Source organism: Klebsiella sp. KE9456 (assembly GCF_043832615.1).
GTDB lineage: Bacteria > Pseudomonadota > Gammaproteobacteria > Enterobacterales > Enterobacteriaceae > Klebsiella > Klebsiella indica.
On the sequence record NZ_JBDYQK010000014.1, the window covers coordinates 38,034 to 57,361 of the forward strand.

Here is a 19,328-nt window from a genome sequence, read left to right on the forward strand (position 1 = left end):
GTGATGAAAACCAAACGCGTTACCATTAAAGATATCGCCGAACTGGCGGGGGTTTCCAAAGCCACCGCCAGCCTGGTGCTGAACGGACGTGGCAAAGAGCTGCGCGTAGCGCAGGAAACCCGCGAGCGCGTGCAGGCAATTGCCCGCGAGCAGCACTATCAGCCGAGCATTCATGCCCGCTCGCTGCGCGATAACCGCAGTCATACCATCGGGCTGGTGGTGCCGGAGATCACCAACTACGGCTTTGCGGTATTTTCCCATGAGCTTGAGATGCTGTGCCGCGAGGCGGGCGTTCAGCTGCTTATCTCCTGTACCGACGAAAATCCCGCTCAGGAGAGCGTGGTGGTCAGTAATATGATTGCCCGTCAGGTAGACGGGCTGATCGTCGCCTCCTGTATGCATAACGATGCCGATTACCTGAAACTCAGCGAGCAGTTGCCGGTGGTGCTGTTTGACCGCTGCCCCAATGAAAGCGTGCTGCCGCTGGTGATGACCGATTCGGTGGCGCCCACGGCAGAGCTGATCGCCCGCATCGCGCCTCAGCATAGTGACGAATTCTGGTTTTTAGGCGGCCAGCCGCGACTCTCTCCGTCCCGCGATCGTCTGGCGGGATTTACGCAAGGTCTGGCGCAGGCGGGTATTGAACTGCGCCCGGAATGGGTGATCAACGGCAACTACCATCCCAGTTCCGGTTATGAAATGTTTTCCGCGCTCTGCGCCCGTCTCGGTCGGCCGCCGAAGGCGCTGTTTACCGCCGCCTGCGGGTTGCTGGAAGGCGTGCTGCGCTATATGAGCCAGCACCATTTACTGGATTCCGATATCCATCTGGCAAGCTTCGACGATCACTATCTGTACGATTCGCTGTCGCTGCGTATCGATACCGTGCAGCAGGACAATCGTCAGCTAGCCTGGCACTGCTACGATCTGATAAACCAGCTGATTGATGGCAACACGCCTGAGCCGCTACAGCGCTATCTGCCCGCGACGCTGCAATTTCGGCATCGTTGATTCACAAACAGTTTTTAAAATGCCCCACCAGAATGAGATATTGCGCGCGCAGCTCTTCCGGGTGGCGGCTGATGCCTTACCCGGCCTACAAAACCCATAATATCCCCCAGGCGATGAGTTTTCCGTAGGCCCGCGCAAGCGCAAGCGCCGCCGGGCAATTCCGGAAAAGCGCACTTTGTCAGCCATCTGCGACGACTTTCGTCATGTCATTATCTCTTCTGGCGCGCATGAAAAAATGAAAAGGATATTTTCCAGGTCATCTGGACCGTTTCGAGATAATGAGTCAACTCAGTCAACCATGTTCCATAAAAGAATAAAAAAGAGCTATTCCCCCCTATTAATAGAACACGGTCATGCATCCAGGCCTGCTATCCGCACCAGATGCACGGTAAGCCACAGTAGCTCGTTACCGCCGAGGGCGATATCGAGCTGGGTTTTAACATAATCGCGGATCCGTTGTGCGCAGCGGTAGGCTTCCGGATACTCCTTGATCACCTGCGCCAGCAGAAAACTGTCCCGCGCACGATCCAGTTCCCCTTCCTGCAAACGCTGGAGGAAGAACTGCATATGGACCAGAAAACGCGAGTAGTTAATCGATTCGGTGTCTATCTCCTGCTTAAAGTGGTACTGCACGAGATTAAAAATATCCTTCAGCATTTTCACCGACTGCATAGCCTGCGCCACGTCGTCGCCCTCGCTCTGGCCGTTCACCAAATGAAAAGCGATATTACCGGCTTCCTCTTCCGGCAGTTCGATGCCGTACTGCTGACGAATAATCGTCACCGCCTCGCTGGCGACGCGGAACTGCTGCGGATAAAAGCGCCTGACTTCCGGCAGCAGACGGTTTTGAATAGCGATGCCTTTGCGACTGCGCTCAATGGCAAACGTCAGATGATCGGCGAGGGTAAAGAAAATCTGCTCGCGCACCTTACTGGCAAGCTGCATATTGGCGCGGGAAATAATCATGGCGGCCATTTCGATAACTTCATCCGGGATGGCGGAGAGCGCATCAAGATAACCGCTGCGTTTACCGAGCGTCCGGGTTACAAACAGCTTCTCTATCTTCTCCGGGGCAATTTGATCCCCCGGCCTGCTATTGAAGCCAATGCCTTTTCCCATGACGATAACATCCCTGTTATCGTCATCCAGTGAGAGCACCAGACTATTATTAAGCACCTTCTGAACAATCATCTCTAAGACTCATCGTGGTTACCGTTCTGCGCGATGACATCCTTATACCACCAGAAGCTACGTTTGCGGATCCTTTGCAGACTCTTGAGATCATCTTCGCCGCGATCGACATAAATAAAACCGTAGCGCTTGGCGTATCCCTGATGCGTGCTGACAACATCAATCGCCGCCCACGGACAGTAGCCCATCAGCTCGACGCCATCGGCAATCGCCAGGCGCATTTGCTCAATATGCGCCTGCAGGAAGGCAATACGGTAATCATCGTTCACCGTACCGTCTTGCTCCAGCTTATCCGGGGCACCCATGCCGTTTTCACTGATCAGAATCGGCAGGCCGTAGCGCTCGCACACTTTACGCAGCGTCAGGCGCAGGCCAACCGGGTCGACCACCCAGCCGTAGGGCGTTTTGCCGACCCACGGATTTTCCGCGGGCCGATACACGCCCTCCTCGCCCAGCATGATTTGCTGGTCGCCCGCACGGGGGGCAACATCCCCGCCATCACCCCGGCTGGCGGCAATAGTCGCGGTCGAGTAGTAGTTGATGGCAATAAAATCCGGTCGTCCCTGCTGCAAAATCAACGCATCCTCTGACTGGACGTCCGGCGCGAGGCCGCGATCCTGCATATAAGCCCATGCCAGGGCGTTGTAGCGGCCATGCACCGCAACATCAAGAAAACTCCAGCAGCGTAGCGTTTCCCAGTTATGCGCGGCGATAGCGTCTTCCGGTTTGCAGCTTTCGGCATACATTGAAGTGGTATTGATCGCCGGGCCGATGCGCAGCCCGGGAAACTCGCGGTGACAGAGCGCAAAAATCCGCGCCTGAGCCAGCATCATATGGTGATTCTGCTGGTACAGCGCCTTCTTATCCGGCAGTTCGCGATCCGCGGGCACGCCAATTGCCCCCGGATGCAGGATCATGGTGTTCTGTTCGTTGATCGTCAGCCATAGCGGGACTTTATCAGCAAACTCGCTGAACAGCAGCCGGGCATAGCGCACGAATGCGTCTCCCGTCTTACGGTTCAGCCAGCCGCCTTTCAGCTCCAGCGCCCAGGGTAAATCAAAGTGATACAGGGTGACAATCGGCGTGATCCGATGGCGAATCAGGGCGTCGATCAGGCGGTGATAAAATGCCAGCCCGCCAGGATTTACCGGACCGTCACCGTCCGGGATCACCCGCGACCAGGCGACCGAGAAGCGATAGGCCTTCAGCCCCATCTGCGCCATCAGGGCGACATCCTCCTCCACGCGATGATAGTGGTCGCTGGCGATACGAAAGTCCGCCGTTCCCGGCGGATGGCTGAGCATATCCACCACCGACGGCCCTTTACCGTCTTCATTCCACGCCCCTTCAACCTGATAGGCCGACGTCGACGCGCCCCACAGAAAATCGTCCGGGAACCGGGCCTGTTGCTGATAGATCATACTTGCGCCTCCTTAACGGATTGCACCATCAGCCGATCGCCGAAATCGACCTGTGCGGCAGCGGTCACACTCAGGGTGTACTGCTCATCGCCGTTCACCACAACCACCGGCGTAATCAGGTCATAACCCGCCTGCTCAATCGCGGCGATATCAAAGCGAATCAGTTCCTGCCCGCTTTCCACCTTATCGCCCACCTTCAGGGATGAACTAAAGTGCTGACCGTTAAGATTAACGGTGTCGATACCAATATGAATCAACAACTCAAGACCGCTTTCGCTTTGCAGGCCAACGGCGTGGCAGGAAGGCAGGAACATCATCACCGTGCCATTAAAGGGGGCGCGCAAGATCCCTTCCTGCGGACGAATCGCCACGCCCTGTCCAAGCAGACCGCCGGAAAAGACGTCGTCATTCACTTCGCTTAGCGCCACAGTCTCGCCGCGCAGCGGGCTCAGTATTTCAGTGTCACCTTCACTTTTTGGCGTAACGGCGGGCTGCGGAATCTCACTCACCTCTGCTTGATCCTCTGGCGTATCTTTAAAGGCAATAAACCAGGTCAGGATAAAAGTCACCACAATGGAAATCGCGCAGGTCACCAGCGCGTGAACAATGTTCATCGGGTTTTCACCGATAAACGCGGGCAGCGCCGCAAGCCCAGGGGAAACAAACGCGTAGCGCACCAGCCCGCTCACGCCGGCATATACCCCGGCGCAGCCGCCGCCGATCATCGCGGCGATCAGCACGCGACGGTACTTGAGCAGTACCCCGTACAGCGCCGGTTCAGTGATCCCCAGCAGCGCGGTAAAGCCTGATGACGAAGCCAACTGGCGCAGGCTGCTATTTTTAGTCTTCAGCGCCACACAAAGCGTCGCGGCGCCCATCGCCACGTTTGACGCCAGCATGCCCGGCCCGTTAATCATTTCGTAGCCGTTTTTACTCAACTGACCGGTCGCGATGGGCGTCATCGCCCAGGCGGTGCCGGTAATAATCAGGAAGGGTTGCAGGGTGCCCATCAGCATCGGGATTAACCAGCTGGCGTGGCGATCAATAGCGCCTGCGCCCGCCGCCACCAGATCGTTCAGCAAAATACCCGCCGGGCCGACAACCACCAGCGCCAACGGCGCGGTGATCAGCAGAATCAACATCGGCTTAACAAAGAACTTGATAATCGACGGCGAGACCTTTTCGGCAAAGCGCTCAATCCACGACATCAGCCATACGGTCAGAATGATCGGCAGCACCGACCCGGCATAATCGGAAAGCAGAACATGAATACCGACGAAATCGACGGCTTTCCCCGCCGCCAGCATCTGGCCAATTCCCGGATGCAGCAGCACGCCAGCCAGGGTCATCGCCAGAATCGGGTTACATTCAAACTTCAGCGATGCGCCATAGGCCAGCAGAACCGGCAGGAAGAAGAAGGCGGCATCGGCAATAATATTCAGCAGTTGATATGTCGAACTGGTCTCGTTGATCAACCCGGTCAGCTTCAGGATCGCCAGCAGCGCCTTAATCATCCCCGCGCCGGTAATCGCCGGGATAACCGGGGTGAAGGTGGTTGAAATAACGCTGATAATGCGCGCGACGATGCCGTTGGGTTTGGCGTTTTTATCCCCTCCGCCCGGACTTTTTTTCTCCGGCAATGCTTTGTTGAGCAGGCGAAAAACCTGCTGCACCTCATTGCCGATCACAATCTGGAACTGGCCACCTTTCTCCACCACGCTGATCACGCCGGGGATAGTGCCAATCTGCGCATCATTGACCTTCGCGCGATCATTAAACTCCATGCGCAACCGGGTCGCGCAATGGGTGAGCATACGGATATTTTCCGCCCCGCCCACCGAGTGAAGGATTTTGTCTGCTGTTTCGTTATAGTTCATAGTGTTCCCTGGTGTTGGAGCAAAAAAAAAGACCAAAACAGAGACGCTCCCCTTAACGGGAGAGCATTTCTATTTTGGTCTTGCCTGCTTTCGCAGTAGCACGCCATCATAAAAATGGGTTATTTCGGCGAATTATCTTAGCGGCCTTTGACTATTTCAACGGCAGCCGCATAAAAATGTGAGCCAGGTTAAGTAAATTGTCAACAACTACATCGCTGGAGAGCGTCGCCAATGCATCTGATCTCGACGCGACGTCAATCGCTAAATAGCCCACGGCAATTCAGCCCGCGGGCTATTTCACCTTAATGTTTTTTGCGATTACGCCGCATATCGATGGTCACCGCCGCGACGATAATAATGCCTTTGATAATGTCCTGCACGTAGGCGTCAACGCCAACAAAGGTAAAGCCGCTTTTAATCAGGCCGAGGATCATCGCGCCAATTAAGGTTCCGGTAATTCGCCCTACGCCGCCCATCAGACTGCTGCCGCCGATGACCGCCGCGGCGATAGCGTCCAGCTCATAGGACACGCCCATGTTCGACTGTCCGCTGCTGACGCGCGCCGCCAGTACCACGCCCGCAAGACCGGAAAGCCCTCCGGCGATGGTATAGACGATCACCAGATATTTATTGACGTTGATGCCGGATACTTTTGCCGAAGTCATATTGCCGCCGATGGCGTAAACGTATTTACCATAGCGGGTGTGTTTGAGGGTGATATGGAAAATCGCGGCGACAACGAAGAAAATAATGACCGGCATCGCGCCCTGGCCGATAGCCGTAAAGCTGTCGGATAAAAAGCTGACCGGGTTACCCTGCGTGTAGTACTGCGCCAGGCCGCGCGCGGAAACCATCATCCCCAGCGTGGCGATAAACGGTGGGATACCGGTGCGGGTGACCAGAAAACCGTTGGTTAATCCACACAGCAGACCAACGCCGATCCCGGCGCAAATGGGGATTACCGCGGGTAGATTAACCAACGACGGAAACATCGGCGACAGGCTGTCGGAGGTTTGCGCGAGGCTCGCCGCAACCACCGCGGCCAGGGCAATTACCGAGCCCGATGAGAGGTCAATGCCCGTCGTAATAATGACCTGCGTGACCCCAACGGCGATAATACCGATAATCGCCACTTGCAGAACAATTAATACCAGACGATTGGTGTTTAATAAAAAGGACTGGTCGCGCACGTACCAACCGGCGATTTCAAAAATCAGGGCAATCACCAGCATAACGATAAATATCCCGGTATCTTTCGGCAGCTTGTGGCGTAATTGCGCAACGAAATTGGTTTTTTCATTGACCGGGGTCGCTGTTAATTTCATATTACTCATTCTTTGTGCCTCAGTGGGATGCCAACGACAAAATGGTTTCCTGGTCGGCATCCTCTTTATCAAGAATGCCAGTAATACGCCCTTCATGCATGACCATCACCCGATCGCTCATGCCAAGTATTTCAGGTAATTCAGACGAAACCATAATCACCGCCACGCCGCGGTTCGCCAGTTCGCTGATCAAATGATAAATTTCCGCCTTCGCGCCGACGTCAATACCGCGCGTCGGCTCATCGAGAATTAATATTTTTGGCTGAGCTAAAAGCCAGCGAGCAATAAGCACTTTTTGCTGATTACCGCCGCTGAGGTTATTAATAATCTGATCCATCGTTGGCGTTTTAATATTCAGGCGGCGGATCTGCTCCATGCAATCTTCAGCCATTTTCAGGTGCTGAACAAAACCCGTTTTACCAATATATTCCGGCATTTTAACGATACTCATATTCTCCAGTACCGATAACACCAGGAACAGACCGGATTTTTTACGATCCTCGGTCAACAGCGCCATGCCTTTTTCAATCGCCGTTGAGGGAGAATCAATCGTGACCGGGATACCGTCAATCAGCACCTCGCCGCTGTCGACTTTTTCCATTCCAAACAGGCTTTCCATCACTTCACTGCGCCCGGCTCCCACCAGACCCGCGACGCCAAGAATTTCTCCGCGTCGCACGTTAAAGTTGATATCGTGAAACACCCCCTTACGTGACAAATTACGAACGGTTAACACCTCTTCGCCGATGGTGTTATTAAATTTGGGAAATAGCTGGGTCAGCTCCCGTCCGACCATCTGGGTAATAAGCGACTGGCGGGTAAATTCCGCGGTCTGTTTACTGCCGACCCCGGTCCCATCGCGAAATACGCTAATTTCATCGGTAATCGTGAAAATTTCATCCATCTTATGGCTGATATAGATGATGGCTTTTCCCTGCTGGCGTAAGTCACGAATAATTGTAAACAGGTGCGCCACTTCGCTTTCGGTTAAAGCTGAAGTCGGCTCATCCATAATCACAATATCGGCGTTCCACGAAACCGCTTTGGCAATTTCCACCATCTGCTGAGAGGCGATGCTTAAATCCCCCACCAGCCGCTCGGCAGATAAACGGATATTCAGTTTATTCAGCAGTTCCTGAGTCTGGCGGTTAAGCTGACGATGATCGACAAAACCGTATTTCATCGGCTCACGACCCAGCCAGATATTTTCCGCTACCGTCATGTGCGGCACCAGGTTAAGTTCCTGGTGAATCATTGAGATCCCGGCTCGCAATGCATCCATCGTATCCTGAAACTGAACCGGTTCCCCTTTAATACGGATCGCCCCTTTATCGGGGCGATAGATCCCGATAAGGCATTTCATTAACGTCGATTTCCCGGCACCGTTTTCGCCCATCAACGCATGCACCGTCCCTGGGCGCACGCGTAATGAGACGTTATCGAGCGCTTTCACGCCGGGGAAGAATTTGCTGATACCTTCGGCTTCAAGTGCAAAAGCGTTCATGCATCTACCTCCGTACCACTGAACGATTATTTCTGGTTGCGGTTCACAAACTCAGCCATGTTGTCTTTGGTGATCAGCTGGTAAGGAATATCAATGATTTTTTCCACTTTCTCGCCGTTGGCCAGCTTCACGGCGGCCTCCACTGCGCCTTCGCCCTGCCCTTTCGCATCCTGGAAGATGGTGGCGATCATTTTGCCGTTTTTCAGCATTTGCAGCGCATCGGGGGTACCATCCACCCCGGCGACAAGGATATGATTCGGGTTCCGGCCTAACGCCTGCAGCGCGCCAATCGCCATTTCATCATTGTTGGAGGCGATGGCCTGAATATCTTCGCCGCTGGTCATCCAGTTGCTGACCACGTCAACGGCATCATTACGAATAAATTTGGCCGTCTGTTTTTGCACAATTTTGATACCAGGGTATTTAGCCACCACCTCTTCAACCCCTTTGGTCCGGTCGCGGGTCGATTCATTCGCCAGATCGCCGAGCAGGATGGCGACGTTGCCTTTGCCGTGCATCGCTTTCGCTAACGCTTCCATCTGTAAGCGTCCCGCCAGCACGGAATTGGAGCCGACATAGGCCATTTTGTCGGTCAGTTGCGCCTGGGGACGACGGTTGACAAAGACCAGTGGAACGCCCGCTTTAGTGGCCTGGTCCATAATCGGTTTCACCGCATCGGTGTCTACCGGGTTGACGATAATGGCATCAACGCCCTGGCCAATAAAATTCTGCACCTGCTGTAACTGCTGTGAGACATCGCCTTTGGCATCTTCCACCTGCGATTTAACCCCCTCTTTCTGCATCTCTTTTTGCATTGCGGTACGCAGAATAGTCAGGAAATTGTCATCGAATACCGCCATAGACACACCGATCGAAATATCTTTCGCCATCACAACCGCTGGCAACATGCAGGCCATTAAAGAGACAACAACCGTTTTCTTGATATTCATAGTTGATCCTTTATTCACAGGTACATCGGTTAGGTAAGGTAAAATGAAAATTTAATTTCATTAATATCGTTTTAAACGCCTGTTTTTTCAGCACCACGAAAAAGTTCCCTCGCGGTACAGCGCTCTGTTTTTGACAGAAATCACAAAATAAAGTTATTTTTGAGTAGTTTTTAAAACATCAGTCCATTTGTTATGGATGAAAATTTCAGATTATTTATTTCATTAATGTTAAACATGAAACTTTTATAATTAAATAACTGAAATGAAAATTTTAAAACCGCGCATTAACAAAATTTTGACACACATCTAACATTGACGCATAAATGCGCAAAAAATGAGAGGCAGACGACGGTTTGAAGGGAGGAGTGCCATTATCAACAACGGTCTAAAAGGGGGAAATTTGACGAATGCCGATCGGTTAAGCGAGTCATCGGTGTTGTCTTCTGTATCATTTGCCTGCGGGGAGCGCTTCTTTCGGGGAAGTCTGGCGATAGCTCTCCAGGCGCTGTCGCCCATAAAACCCGACGATGTTGTCAGGCCTGCAACCACATCAAGCTTTTGCCAAAACCACCGATTAACCGGACCGCTCAACCAGCCACAAAAATGGGTGACGCCGCGTTAACTAAGCCGCATCAGGGAATTTGACGCGATAAATTTCAGGGTATCCGCAACGTGGCCCCGAAACGTTCAGTCCACGTTTTCCGCACTATAAAGGATGAATTCGACCTTTCCGTCATGAAAGAGATGCGGTTGATAACCGGTTTCCAGGTGGCGCAGGGCCAGATCCACCGCCAGTTGAGCATGCTGGCGGGGGTTTTGATCGATCGTTAGCGCCGGCCCGCCACGTGCCAGTTGTTCGCGGGTGGTACCGTATCGTTCATGGGTAATCCAGCAGCACTCGCCGTAGCGTCGGTGGCGAGCCAGCGCCTGCGCCACCTGCGTATTGCCAAGACCGGTATTGTAGATGCCAGCCACATCGCCGCCACGGTTCAGCGCCGCCTCCAGCAAACGCTCAATTTGCTGCCGGTTGTCCTCCCCCGCCAGTACCTCTCCTGGCTGTAAATGAGGAAAACGCTGGCTGATCACCTCACGAAATCCCTGAATTCGCGAACGATGCGCGCTAAAGTCCTGACGTCCTCTGAGCATTATCACTTCTCCGGGTCGATGCGTCATCAGTCCCATCATCATGCCTGCGGTGCGCCCCGCCTGCCGCTGATCGATCCCTACGTGACAGAGTCTCTGCGCGTCAGGAAGGTCTGTCACCAGGGTAATGACCAGCACATTCGCCTCGCGGCAGTGGCACAATGCCTCGTAGACCAGCGGATGTTCATTGCCAAATACCACGATCGCATGGCGCGTTTTACTGCTGCGGATAATGCTTTTCGCCAGCTTTTCTGGCTGCGATTCCGCCACCAGCGTGCGGTACAACGTTAGCCGACGATAACCAAACGTGTCCGCCACCTCGGCGAAATCCTGCGTCAGACGGGAGAAAAAACGCGAGTCGTTACTACTCAGAAAAACTTCAATTTGCCAGGGAAGACGCCGCTCTTCCGGCAAAATTCGCTTCAGCCCCGCCTCACGCGCAGCCTGCAACACCCTGCGCGTGGTTTCCGGCGACACGCCGCCGCGTTCGTTAAGCACCCGATCAACGGTCGCCACGCCGACGCCAATCCGTTTAGCCAACTGTTCCAGCGAAATGCTTTTCATCGTTCCTCTCAGATGATGGAAATCCATCAAAACGCCTGTGTCGGTCAGTGTAGCAAACGGATTACTTTGGCAACGGCAAATCCCTCATTCCGGAGAAGAAAATGCGCTGTATTCGTTTTGCGTTGTTAGGCAGCGGCTTTATCGGCCAGGTTCACGCCGCTAACCTTGCTCACCATGAACAAACCCGTCTGGCTCTGGTCGCGGACATCGATCCCGAGCGAGCGAAAACGCTGGCCTCCCGTTACGGAGCACAAACGGCAACCGTCGCGGAGGCCATCAATTGCGATACCATTGATGCAATACTGATCGCCAGCTCAACACCTTCACATGCAGAGCTGCTGGAGGCCGCCGCCCGCGCCGGGAAAGCCGTCTACTGCGAGAAGCCGATCGATCTTTCCCTGGCCCGCGCACGCGATGTCGTCAGCAAAGTGCTGCCGCTTAACGTGCCGGTTACCGTTGGTTTTAACCGCCGCTTTGACGCCAGCCACCAGCAGCTACGCCGCCAGCTTGAGGCGGGCATTATCGGTAAAATCGAGCTGGTACAGATGGTGTGCCGGGCATCGGTGATGCCGCCGCTTGAGTATCTGCGAAGCTGTGGCGGACAGATGCGTGACCAGGCGATTCACTTTTTTGATCTGCTGCGTTTTCTTACCGGCGATGAAGTGACAACCGTCGCCGCCATGGGCGACGCGCTGGCGCAGCCGGAGATCGCTGAGTCTGGCGATGTCGACACCTCAATTTTACTGCTACGGATGCGCGGCGGCACGCTGGCGCAACTGGACAATACCCGGCGCACCGGCCACGGCTATGATGAGCGCATAAGCCTGCTTGGCCCGGATGGCGTGATAGAGTCCGGGAGTCAGACATCCCGCGGCGTGACGCTATGGCAAGGAGAACGCTGCATTCAGCCCGGCCTGTATCCCGACTGGTTCAGCCGCGTCAAAGATTCGTACTATCGGCACCTGGATGCCTTTGTCCGGTCATTACACGGGGAAGCGGTACCCGATCTGCCGGGATTGCTCGACGGTTTGCAGGCGCAGGCTATCGCCGAAGCCGCCGTCATCTCATTGCAAAAGGGGCAATTTGTTAACGTTGAACAACTGGCGTAAAAAATCCCCGTATGCAGTCAGGCATACGGGGATTGCTCTGCGCTGTCAGCGCTCCTCGTTAAATACAACGCCAACCTGCCGTCGCACTTCGTCCATCACGTTAAGATTTTCCAGCACCCTGGATAACGGGCGAATCGGCGAATCCGTCACACCCCTGCCGACGCACCAGGCAAAATGTTCTGCCTGATAAAATAGCTGATCGTAACGGTTCCGCGGCTCCTCCCAACGCAGAACCTGCCCGCCCTGGCTGGCGGCGAGGGTAAAATTCCCCGGCGCATAAAATTGCCCGTCGATGATCAGCGTCGCATCGCGCCCGGCCACCACCGCGCCGCCAGGCGTATTACTGAACAACGTGGTGTTCAGTAAGGCCTGTAAGCCGTTTTCCCAGTTAAATATCATCGAAATCTGTCCGTTAATGCCTCTCTGAGCGGGGCGGCCACGGGCGATAATATCCTGCGGCGTACCACCGACCATCACGCTGAAAGAGGTCAGATAGCTGCCGAGATCCATCATTGGCCCCCCCGCAAGATCGGCATTAAAAATGCGATGATCCGGAGTAAAAAACTCGCCGTGATCGGCGAGCAGCGTATGCAAATCGCCTAACACACCGTCATTCAGCAACTGGCGAATCACGTCATATTTTGGCGCATAATCGCACCACATCGCCTCCATCGCCAGCTTCCTCTGCTTCGCCGCTTCCGCCTTCAGCGCCATCCCTTCCCGCCTGTTCAGCGCGAAAGGTTTTTCAATCAACACATGTTTTCCCGCCTGTAATACCCGCAGCCCATCGGGGAAGTGATGGTTATGCGGCGTGGCAATATAAACCGCATCTATATCCGGGCGCGCCAGCATTTCATCCACCTGAGAATAAGCCTGGGCAATGCCCCACCGTGCGGCAAAACTGTCGGCCTTTTGTTGCGTCCGCGAGGTCACGGCGACGACACGCTGACGACTGTACTCTTTTAGCGACTTCACAAAACGTTCGGCAATCCATCCGGGACCAATAATCCCCCAACGCAGCGAGGGGATCGCCTGCGCGGAATGATGGCGCGGTTTCGGTAACTGTGACGGGAACATAGCGGATCCTTTTTATTTATCTTTACGCAGATACTATAAGCAGGCGCTAAAGAGGAGGAGTAACGAATTTATGATGGAATTCCATCATTGACTTATTGTTTGTCAAAATATGCATCGTTCGGTCGCGAATAGTTCTGATAGCTTGTATTAGCTCAGATCTGATCTGGCACTCTTCCGGCACAGAGCCGGACCCAACCTGACAGTCCGCTCTGTGCCCAAGTTGTGTAAAAACTCGATTCTTGCCATATCTGAGTACTACTTAGTACCAAAAAGTGATCAGCAGTTTTCACACAGCCTGTGCCAGAAGCGGACCTTGTATTAGTGGAGAAGAGACCTGCTCCCTACTCTTTATTTACGATGCCACACATACCAACGTTTTAATTTTTTCTGTGCACCCTGCTAAACCAGAGCAAAACACCAACACCTCCCAGACTGAACAGAGAAATGCTGTAAAGAGCAGTAAAAGCACCGAAGTTCTGCGCTATCACGCTGGTTATCCCGGTAGAAATAGCAGCGGTCAGAACCTGTCCACGCCATGTAATTGCACTGGCTTTGGCAACCTGAGTTTCTGCAAAGTTTTTAAGCACCCCGAAAGTACCTATAGCAAACACAATATTCGAAGCCATGTGTGCACTGAAAATCATAATAAGCGCGGCGTATGGAAATGCGGCAGAAAGAGGTAATAAAAAATAACCTCCAATGTATCCGCTAAGGCATACCAGCAACATCCAGTTATTAGCGGAATAGCGCTGCAATTTACTAGCATCAAGCATTAGCGGGCCACAGAGTTGTCCGAGGCTACGCGCAAAAAGGAGTGGAAGTGCCAGCCCTGCTGAATCTTCAGCCCTGATTTCCTGCGCAAGAGCAGGTAAAAGCGCCATTGCGGGTGAGCCCACAGCTGCAAGAGCAGGTAAAAGCACCACGCTTCTTTTTTGCAATGGAGATAAACACCGCCAAAATAACTTCTGTGCGACAGCCACTGTTTTTTCAGTTTGCAGTTCTATCACCTGAAAAACAGAGGCTGATGTCAGAAGTAAAACAGTGGAAGCGGCAAAGCTCAGGGCATCAATGGCGAGGAGATTTAAAGGGGAGATCAGGTCGAACAATAAAACGCCCAATCCGGTACCGAGTAAAACCTGTGAGGCAAAAATTATCGTTTCCATGGCGGTTGCTGCAGGTAGTTCGTCATGCCGTAATCCGCGTTTAAACAACAGAGTCAAAGCCGGATAACTCATTCCGCTGAATAGCGCTTCCGAGCATTGCACCGCAAGCAAAGCCGGAACGTTATGATGCAACAAACCATATAACGGAAAAACAAGTGCAAGCAGGCCGAGTAGCTCTGTAAAAATCAGGATTCGGAGTGGTGAAACTTTATTACACAGAGCTTCGCCGCAGATGCTCCCTATAAAACTGGGCAGCATTGACAGCATATAAATTATGGTCAGAGTCGCGGGAGAAGCCTGCCAGTGTAGAAGTTGTCCAAAAACAATCACCTGAGTAAGTCCATTACCCAATGATGACAGGACATAGGCAAAACCAAGGAAGCGCAGCCAATCGTGGCTGCGTAGTGCGCAAATCAGCGCAAACAGTAAAGTATTCATGCAGAAAGATTCTCATCTTAAATAACAGAGGCCCACACAGCCGACAGGCAATGTGGAAAGTAAAAACTGTTAGAAGACAGAATCGCTACATCGGAAAACTTACTCTCACGGAAACGGATACAACACTGTACCACAAAAAGTAGGCAGTATTATCGAAGCCTTAACGTCTGTTTTTCGCTCGAAGCAAATTGTCAGATTTAATTGTGTGCTACAAGTGAAAATGTCAGGTCAAGTTTGAGCTAATACATTTTGATGTATACAATTTAAAATTGTCTCTTAGACTTAAGCCCCAAAGTTCTTGCAAACAAAGGGGCCAGATTTTCACCGGGACTTACTTCTGCGGACGCATCGCCGGGAACAGGATCACGTCGCGGATAGTGTGACTGTTGGTGAACAGCATCACCATACGGTCGATGCCAATGCCCAGCCCCGCCGTTGGCGGCAGACCGTGCTCCAGCGCGGTAACATAGTCTTCGTCGTAGAACATCGCTTCGTCGTCTCCGGCGGCTTTCGCCTTCACCTGCTCCTGGAAGCGCTGCGCCTGGTCTTCCGCATCGTTCAGCTCGCTAAAGCCGTTACCGATTTCGCGGCCGCCAATGAAGAATTCAAAGCGGTCGGTAATTTCCGGATTCACGTCATTACGGCGCGCCAGCGGCGACACTTCTGCCGGATATTCGGTGATGAAGGTCGGCTGAATCAGGTGCGCTTCCGCCACTTCTTCAAAAATCTCAGTCACGATACGGCCCAGACCCCAGCTCTTCTCAACGTGAATGCCAATACTTTCCGCAAGCGCTTTTGCGGAATCGAAGTTATCCAGATCGGCCATATCCGTTTCAGGACGGTACTTCTTGATCGCTTCGCGCATGGTCAGTTTTTCAAACGACTTGCCGAAGTCGAAAACGTCATCGCCGTAAGGCACTTCGGTATGGCCGAGAACATCATGCGCCAGGGTGCGGAACAGGGATTCGGTCAGCTCGATCAGGTCTTTATAGTCCGCATAGGCCATATAGAGTTCCATCATGGTGAACTCTGGGTTATGGCGCACGGAGATACCTTCGTTACGGAAGTTACGGTTGATTTCAAACACGCGCTCGAAGCCGCCAACTACCAGACGCTTCAGGTACAGTTCCGGCGCGATGCGCAGGTACATGTCCAGATCCAGCGCGTTGTGATGGGTGATGAACGGACGGGCGGAAGCGCCACCGGGGATCACCTGCATCATCGGAGTTTCCACTTCCATAAAGCCGCGGCCGACCATGAACTGACGAATGCCCGCCAGGATCTGCGAACGCACTTTAAAGGTATGGCGGGATCCATCGTTAGCGATCAGGTCCAGGTAGCGCTGACGATAGCGCGCTTCCTGATCCTGCAGGCCGTGGAATTTGTCCGGCAGCGGGCGCAGGGCTTTAGTCAGCAGACGCAGTTCGCTACAATGGATGGAGAGTTCACCGGTTTTGGTTTTGAATAGCTTACCGCGCGCCGCGATGATGTCCCCGAGGTCCCATTTTTTGAACTGCTCGTTGTAGACACCTTCCACCAGATCGTCACGGGCGATATACAGCTGAATGCGGCCGCCGACATCCTGTAGCGTCACAAAAGAGGCTTTCCCCATGATACGACAGGACATCATACGGCCAGCAACGGCAACTTCAACGTTCAGCGCTTCCAGCTCTTCGTTTTCTTTCGCATCGAACTCAGCGTGCAGTTGGTCAGAGGTGTGGTCACGACGAAAATCATTCGGGAACGGGATACCCTGCTCACGCAGTGCAGCCAGCTTTTCACGGCGGGCTTTCAGTTCATTATTGAGATCAAGTGCCTCATCGACACCTTGTACTTGTTGTTCAGACATATTGGTTCCTCATAACCCTGCTTGCAAGCTTGTTTCGATAATTGAACCAGTTCACTATCCGGCGAGATCTGTTTCTGGTGCCATTATTACGGAACAATCTTAACGAGACAGGTTTCACTTCTGGCTGATTTCACTCAACCATGGATTTATTATTTTTGTATTAATATTCAATACAATAAGTGATAATTCACGGCAGTTCAGACCCCAGTTTTGAGTATTAACGCCTGCATCAGCATCCCGGTACCATGACGCCGTCTCCAGGACATTCCCGGATAGCCGTACCGTGTATACCCACGCGACAAGCAACGACGGTTAACAAAGCGAGAATGAACACGCCGACGCGCTGCTGCTCAGCGGTATCAACCCCCTGAACCGCATATCAGGCCGTCTCAGGAAAGCGATATACCACAGCGCGTGGTTGCAAATATGTTCTCCTTGCCCCTTGAAAAAAGGGAAGCGATAAACCACCTTCCTGTTAAACATCAATTATTTATTGTTCTCTTCTTTCAATACTTTGACAGTATATCGGCCATCTGCCTGACGATAGGCGCCGTGAATATCAGTTTCGAATCCCGGATAATGAGCACCGATTTCACACAGCATCTGCAGGAATTCCAGTACAGGGCGACTCTCTTCAGTAATCATTTCACCCGGCATAACCAACGGAACACCAGGTGGATACGGCAGGATCATATTCGCGTTGACGCGGCCCACCATCTCTTCGAGATAAACTTCTTCAGTCTGACCGTGCAACTCCTCCTGGAACGCGGCGTATGGCGTAATCATCATAGTTGGCAGTACCTCAAACGCGCGGAACATCAGATCCGGAAGGTTATGATGCGCAACCAGTCGGTGAATACGCTCCGCGAGTTCCTGAACACGTATATTTTCATAGAATTCAGGATCTTCCCGATACAGTGACGGCAACATGTTTTTCACCCGCAGGTTGAGATCGAACGCGCGTTTAAAATCGGTGAGCGCACGTAACAGACTCAGCGCTTTCGTTTTGTCGATACCGATACTGAACAGGAATAACAGGTTATACGGACCGGTTTTTTCCACCACGATGCCATGTTCGTCGAGATATTTCGCCACAATGCTGGCCGGGATCCCGAACGCATCCATAGTGCCATCTTTCTTCATCCCCGGAGTCAGCAGGGTGACTTTGATTGGGTCGAGATACATATGTTCGTTGTCGATGTTTTTAAAACCATGCCATGCGCTATCAGAACGTAACGGCCAACATTCAGGATCATCAATGTGTTCCGGCTGCCAGACGTCAAAGAACCAGCCTTCAGACTCGCCTTTCAGGCGTTTAATCTCTTTGCGGAATTTGATTGAACGCTCTATAGAACCGTTAATCAGGCGCTTACCGGCGTTGCCCTTCATCATTGCCGCAGCGGTTTCCGTGGAAGCCACTACACCATAATGCGGAGACGTGGTGGTATGCATCATGTAAGCTTCATTAAAGGTTTCTTCGTTAACATCACCTTTCACATGAATCATGGAAGCCTGAGAGAATGCCGCCAGCAGTTTGTGCGTGGACTGGGTTTCGTAAATCACTTTCCCTTCGACGCGGTCGCCGCTCATCCCACATTTACCTGCGTAAATTGGCGAGAAGTTGGTGTAAGGCACCCATGCAGAGTCAAAGTGAATAGATTTCACATCCAGGTTTTTTTTGATGTAATCAGTGTTGTACAGCAGGCCATCGTAAGTGGAATTCGTGATCACCGCATATACCGGCCAGGTGGCGTTTGGCGTCTCTTTCACGCGTTTAGCAATAGTCGCGTGCAAGAACTCACTCTGCGGAATGCCGCCAAGAATACCGTAAGCATTACGGGTAGGACGGAAGTAGATTGGCGTAATATCGCTCATCATCATTAGATGGGTCAACGATTTGTGGCAGTTGCGGTCAATCAACACGGTGCTACCCGCTGGCGCAGAGTACATTCCAACAATTTTATTGGCGGTAGAGGTGCCATTGGTCACCATGTAGCTGCGTTCCGCATTAAAAACGCGAGCGATATACTCTTCAGCTTCTTTGTGTGGGCCGCTGTGGTCCAATAAAGAACCCAGTTCGGAAACCGAAATCGAGATATCGGATTTCATGGTATTAGAACCAAAGAAATCGTAGAAAATGCTACCTACCGGGCTTTTCTGGAACGCGGTACCGCCCATATGGCCGGGAGTACAAAAGGTGTATTTGCCTTCACGTACATATTTAAACAGCGCTTTAGTCAGCGGCGGCAGAATTGTATTAATATACTCATCAGTATTTTGTTTTATTTTGCTGGCGATATCTTCCGCTGCACCTAACGCATATTCAAAAAAACGCACCTGCATACGCAAATCATTCAGGCTCACATCCAGCGTAGAGTAAGTATTAGCAAAGGCATACAATGGCATATATTCGTTCATTTTGCTGATGTCTTCACACAACTCAAGATTATATTTATCCCAGTCAAAAATAACGCCACACAGTCGCGCATTGTTTTCAATAAGTTTCAATAAATCATCACGATCATTCGGATAAACAATACGGAAATCAAGGTGTTCAAGCGCGCGATGCAATTCACGGATGGGCTCTTCTTTGAAGTAAACGCCCATGTGATTCATAATAGCAATAACGTTCATAGTCAAATCTCCGGATATAGAATCCCCCTCCCGCCACGTTGTGGCAGATTATGGAAAGGGCCTCAGGAATAGGGT

The 19,328-nt window shown here is 52.5% G+C and carries 13 protein-coding genes; 2 read left to right on the forward strand and 11 right to left on the reverse strand.

The genetic code is table 11. From position 1 onward, the window contains the following. Positions 1-3 precede the first annotated feature (3 nt). Positions 4-1,008 (forward strand): LacI family DNA-binding transcriptional regulator, encoded by a 1,005-nt coding sequence (locus ABK821_RS15370; RefSeq protein WP_138359150.1) that lies wholly within the window; start codon positions 4-6, stop codon positions 1,006-1,008. Between the two features lie 351 nt (positions 1,009-1,359). Here the strand turns inward: ABK821_RS15370 and licT are convergent, their stop codons facing one another. From licT to ABK821_RS15405, 7 genes are all read right to left on the reverse strand, one after another. Continuing rightward, positions 1,360-2,199, reverse strand: coding sequence for a BglG family transcription antiterminator LicT (licT, locus tag ABK821_RS15375; RefSeq protein ID WP_138359152.1), 840 nt, complete (start codon positions 2,197-2,199; stop codon positions 1,360-1,362). Between the two features lie 2 nt (positions 2,200-2,201). Continuing rightward, complete coding sequence (locus tag ABK821_RS15380) at positions 2,202-3,620, reverse strand: glycoside hydrolase family 1 protein (RefSeq protein WP_138359154.1); 1,419 nt, start codon at positions 3,618-3,620, stop codon at positions 2,202-2,204. Next, the gene (locus ABK821_RS15385; protein ID WP_138359156.1) at positions 3,617-5,497 is read right to left on the reverse strand and encodes a beta-glucoside-specific PTS transporter subunit IIABC; all 1,881 of its coding nucleotides are present in this window, start codon (positions 5,495-5,497) and stop codon (positions 3,617-3,619) included. Before ABK821_RS15385 ends, ABK821_RS15380 begins: the two co-directional genes overlap by 4 nt. 302 nt (positions 5,498-5,799) lie before the next feature. Next, entirely contained in the window at positions 5,800-6,822 is a 1,023-nt protein-coding gene (locus tag ABK821_RS15390) for an ABC transporter permease (protein WP_171034812.1), read from the reverse strand. Positions 6,823-6,841: 19 nt separating this feature from the next. Further along, positions 6,842-8,326: a sugar ABC transporter ATP-binding protein gene (locus ABK821_RS15395; protein ID WP_138359160.1), complete on the reverse strand. Its 1,485-nt coding sequence runs from the start codon at positions 8,324-8,326 to the stop codon at positions 6,842-6,844. A 26-nt stretch (positions 8,327-8,352) separates the two neighbouring features. Then, positions 8,353-9,276, reverse strand: a complete 924-nt coding sequence (locus ABK821_RS15400) for a sugar ABC transporter substrate-binding protein (RefSeq protein ID WP_138359162.1) — start codon at positions 9,274-9,276, stop codon at positions 8,353-8,355. Between the two features lie 687 nt (positions 9,277-9,963). After that, complete coding sequence (locus ABK821_RS15405) at positions 9,964-10,983, reverse strand: LacI family DNA-binding transcriptional regulator (RefSeq protein ID WP_343178451.1); 1,020 nt, start codon at positions 10,981-10,983, stop codon at positions 9,964-9,966. A gap of 101 nt (positions 10,984-11,084) precedes the next feature. Here ABK821_RS15405 and ABK821_RS15410 point away from each other — a divergent pair, with 101 nt between their 5' ends. Then, entirely contained in the window at positions 11,085-12,092 is a 1,008-nt protein-coding gene (locus tag ABK821_RS15410; RefSeq protein ID WP_343178452.1) for a Gfo/Idh/MocA family oxidoreductase, read from the forward strand. Between the two features lie 45 nt (positions 12,093-12,137). Here the strand turns inward: ABK821_RS15410 and ABK821_RS15415 are convergent, their stop codons facing one another. The 4 genes from ABK821_RS15415 to cadA form a co-directional block, all read right to left on the reverse strand. After that, a complete protein-coding gene (locus ABK821_RS15415; protein WP_343178453.1) occupies positions 12,138-13,169 on the reverse strand; it encodes a Gfo/Idh/MocA family oxidoreductase in 1,032 nt (343 codons plus the stop codon). Positions 13,170-13,546: 377 nt separating this feature from the next. After that, positions 13,547-14,770 (reverse strand): MFS transporter, encoded by a 1,224-nt coding sequence (locus tag ABK821_RS15420; RefSeq protein ID WP_343178454.1) that lies wholly within the window; start codon positions 14,768-14,770, stop codon positions 13,547-13,549. Positions 14,771-15,101: 331 nt separating this feature from the next. Further along, a complete protein-coding gene (gene lysS, locus ABK821_RS15425) occupies positions 15,102-16,619 on the reverse strand; it encodes a lysine--tRNA ligase (RefSeq protein WP_343178455.1) in 1,518 nt (505 codons plus the stop codon). Positions 16,620-17,105: 486 nt separating this feature from the next. Beyond that, positions 17,106-19,253 (reverse strand): lysine decarboxylase CadA, encoded by a 2,148-nt coding sequence (gene cadA / locus ABK821_RS15430; RefSeq protein WP_138357869.1) that lies wholly within the window; start codon positions 19,251-19,253, stop codon positions 17,106-17,108. Positions 19,254-19,328 lie beyond the last annotated feature (75 nt).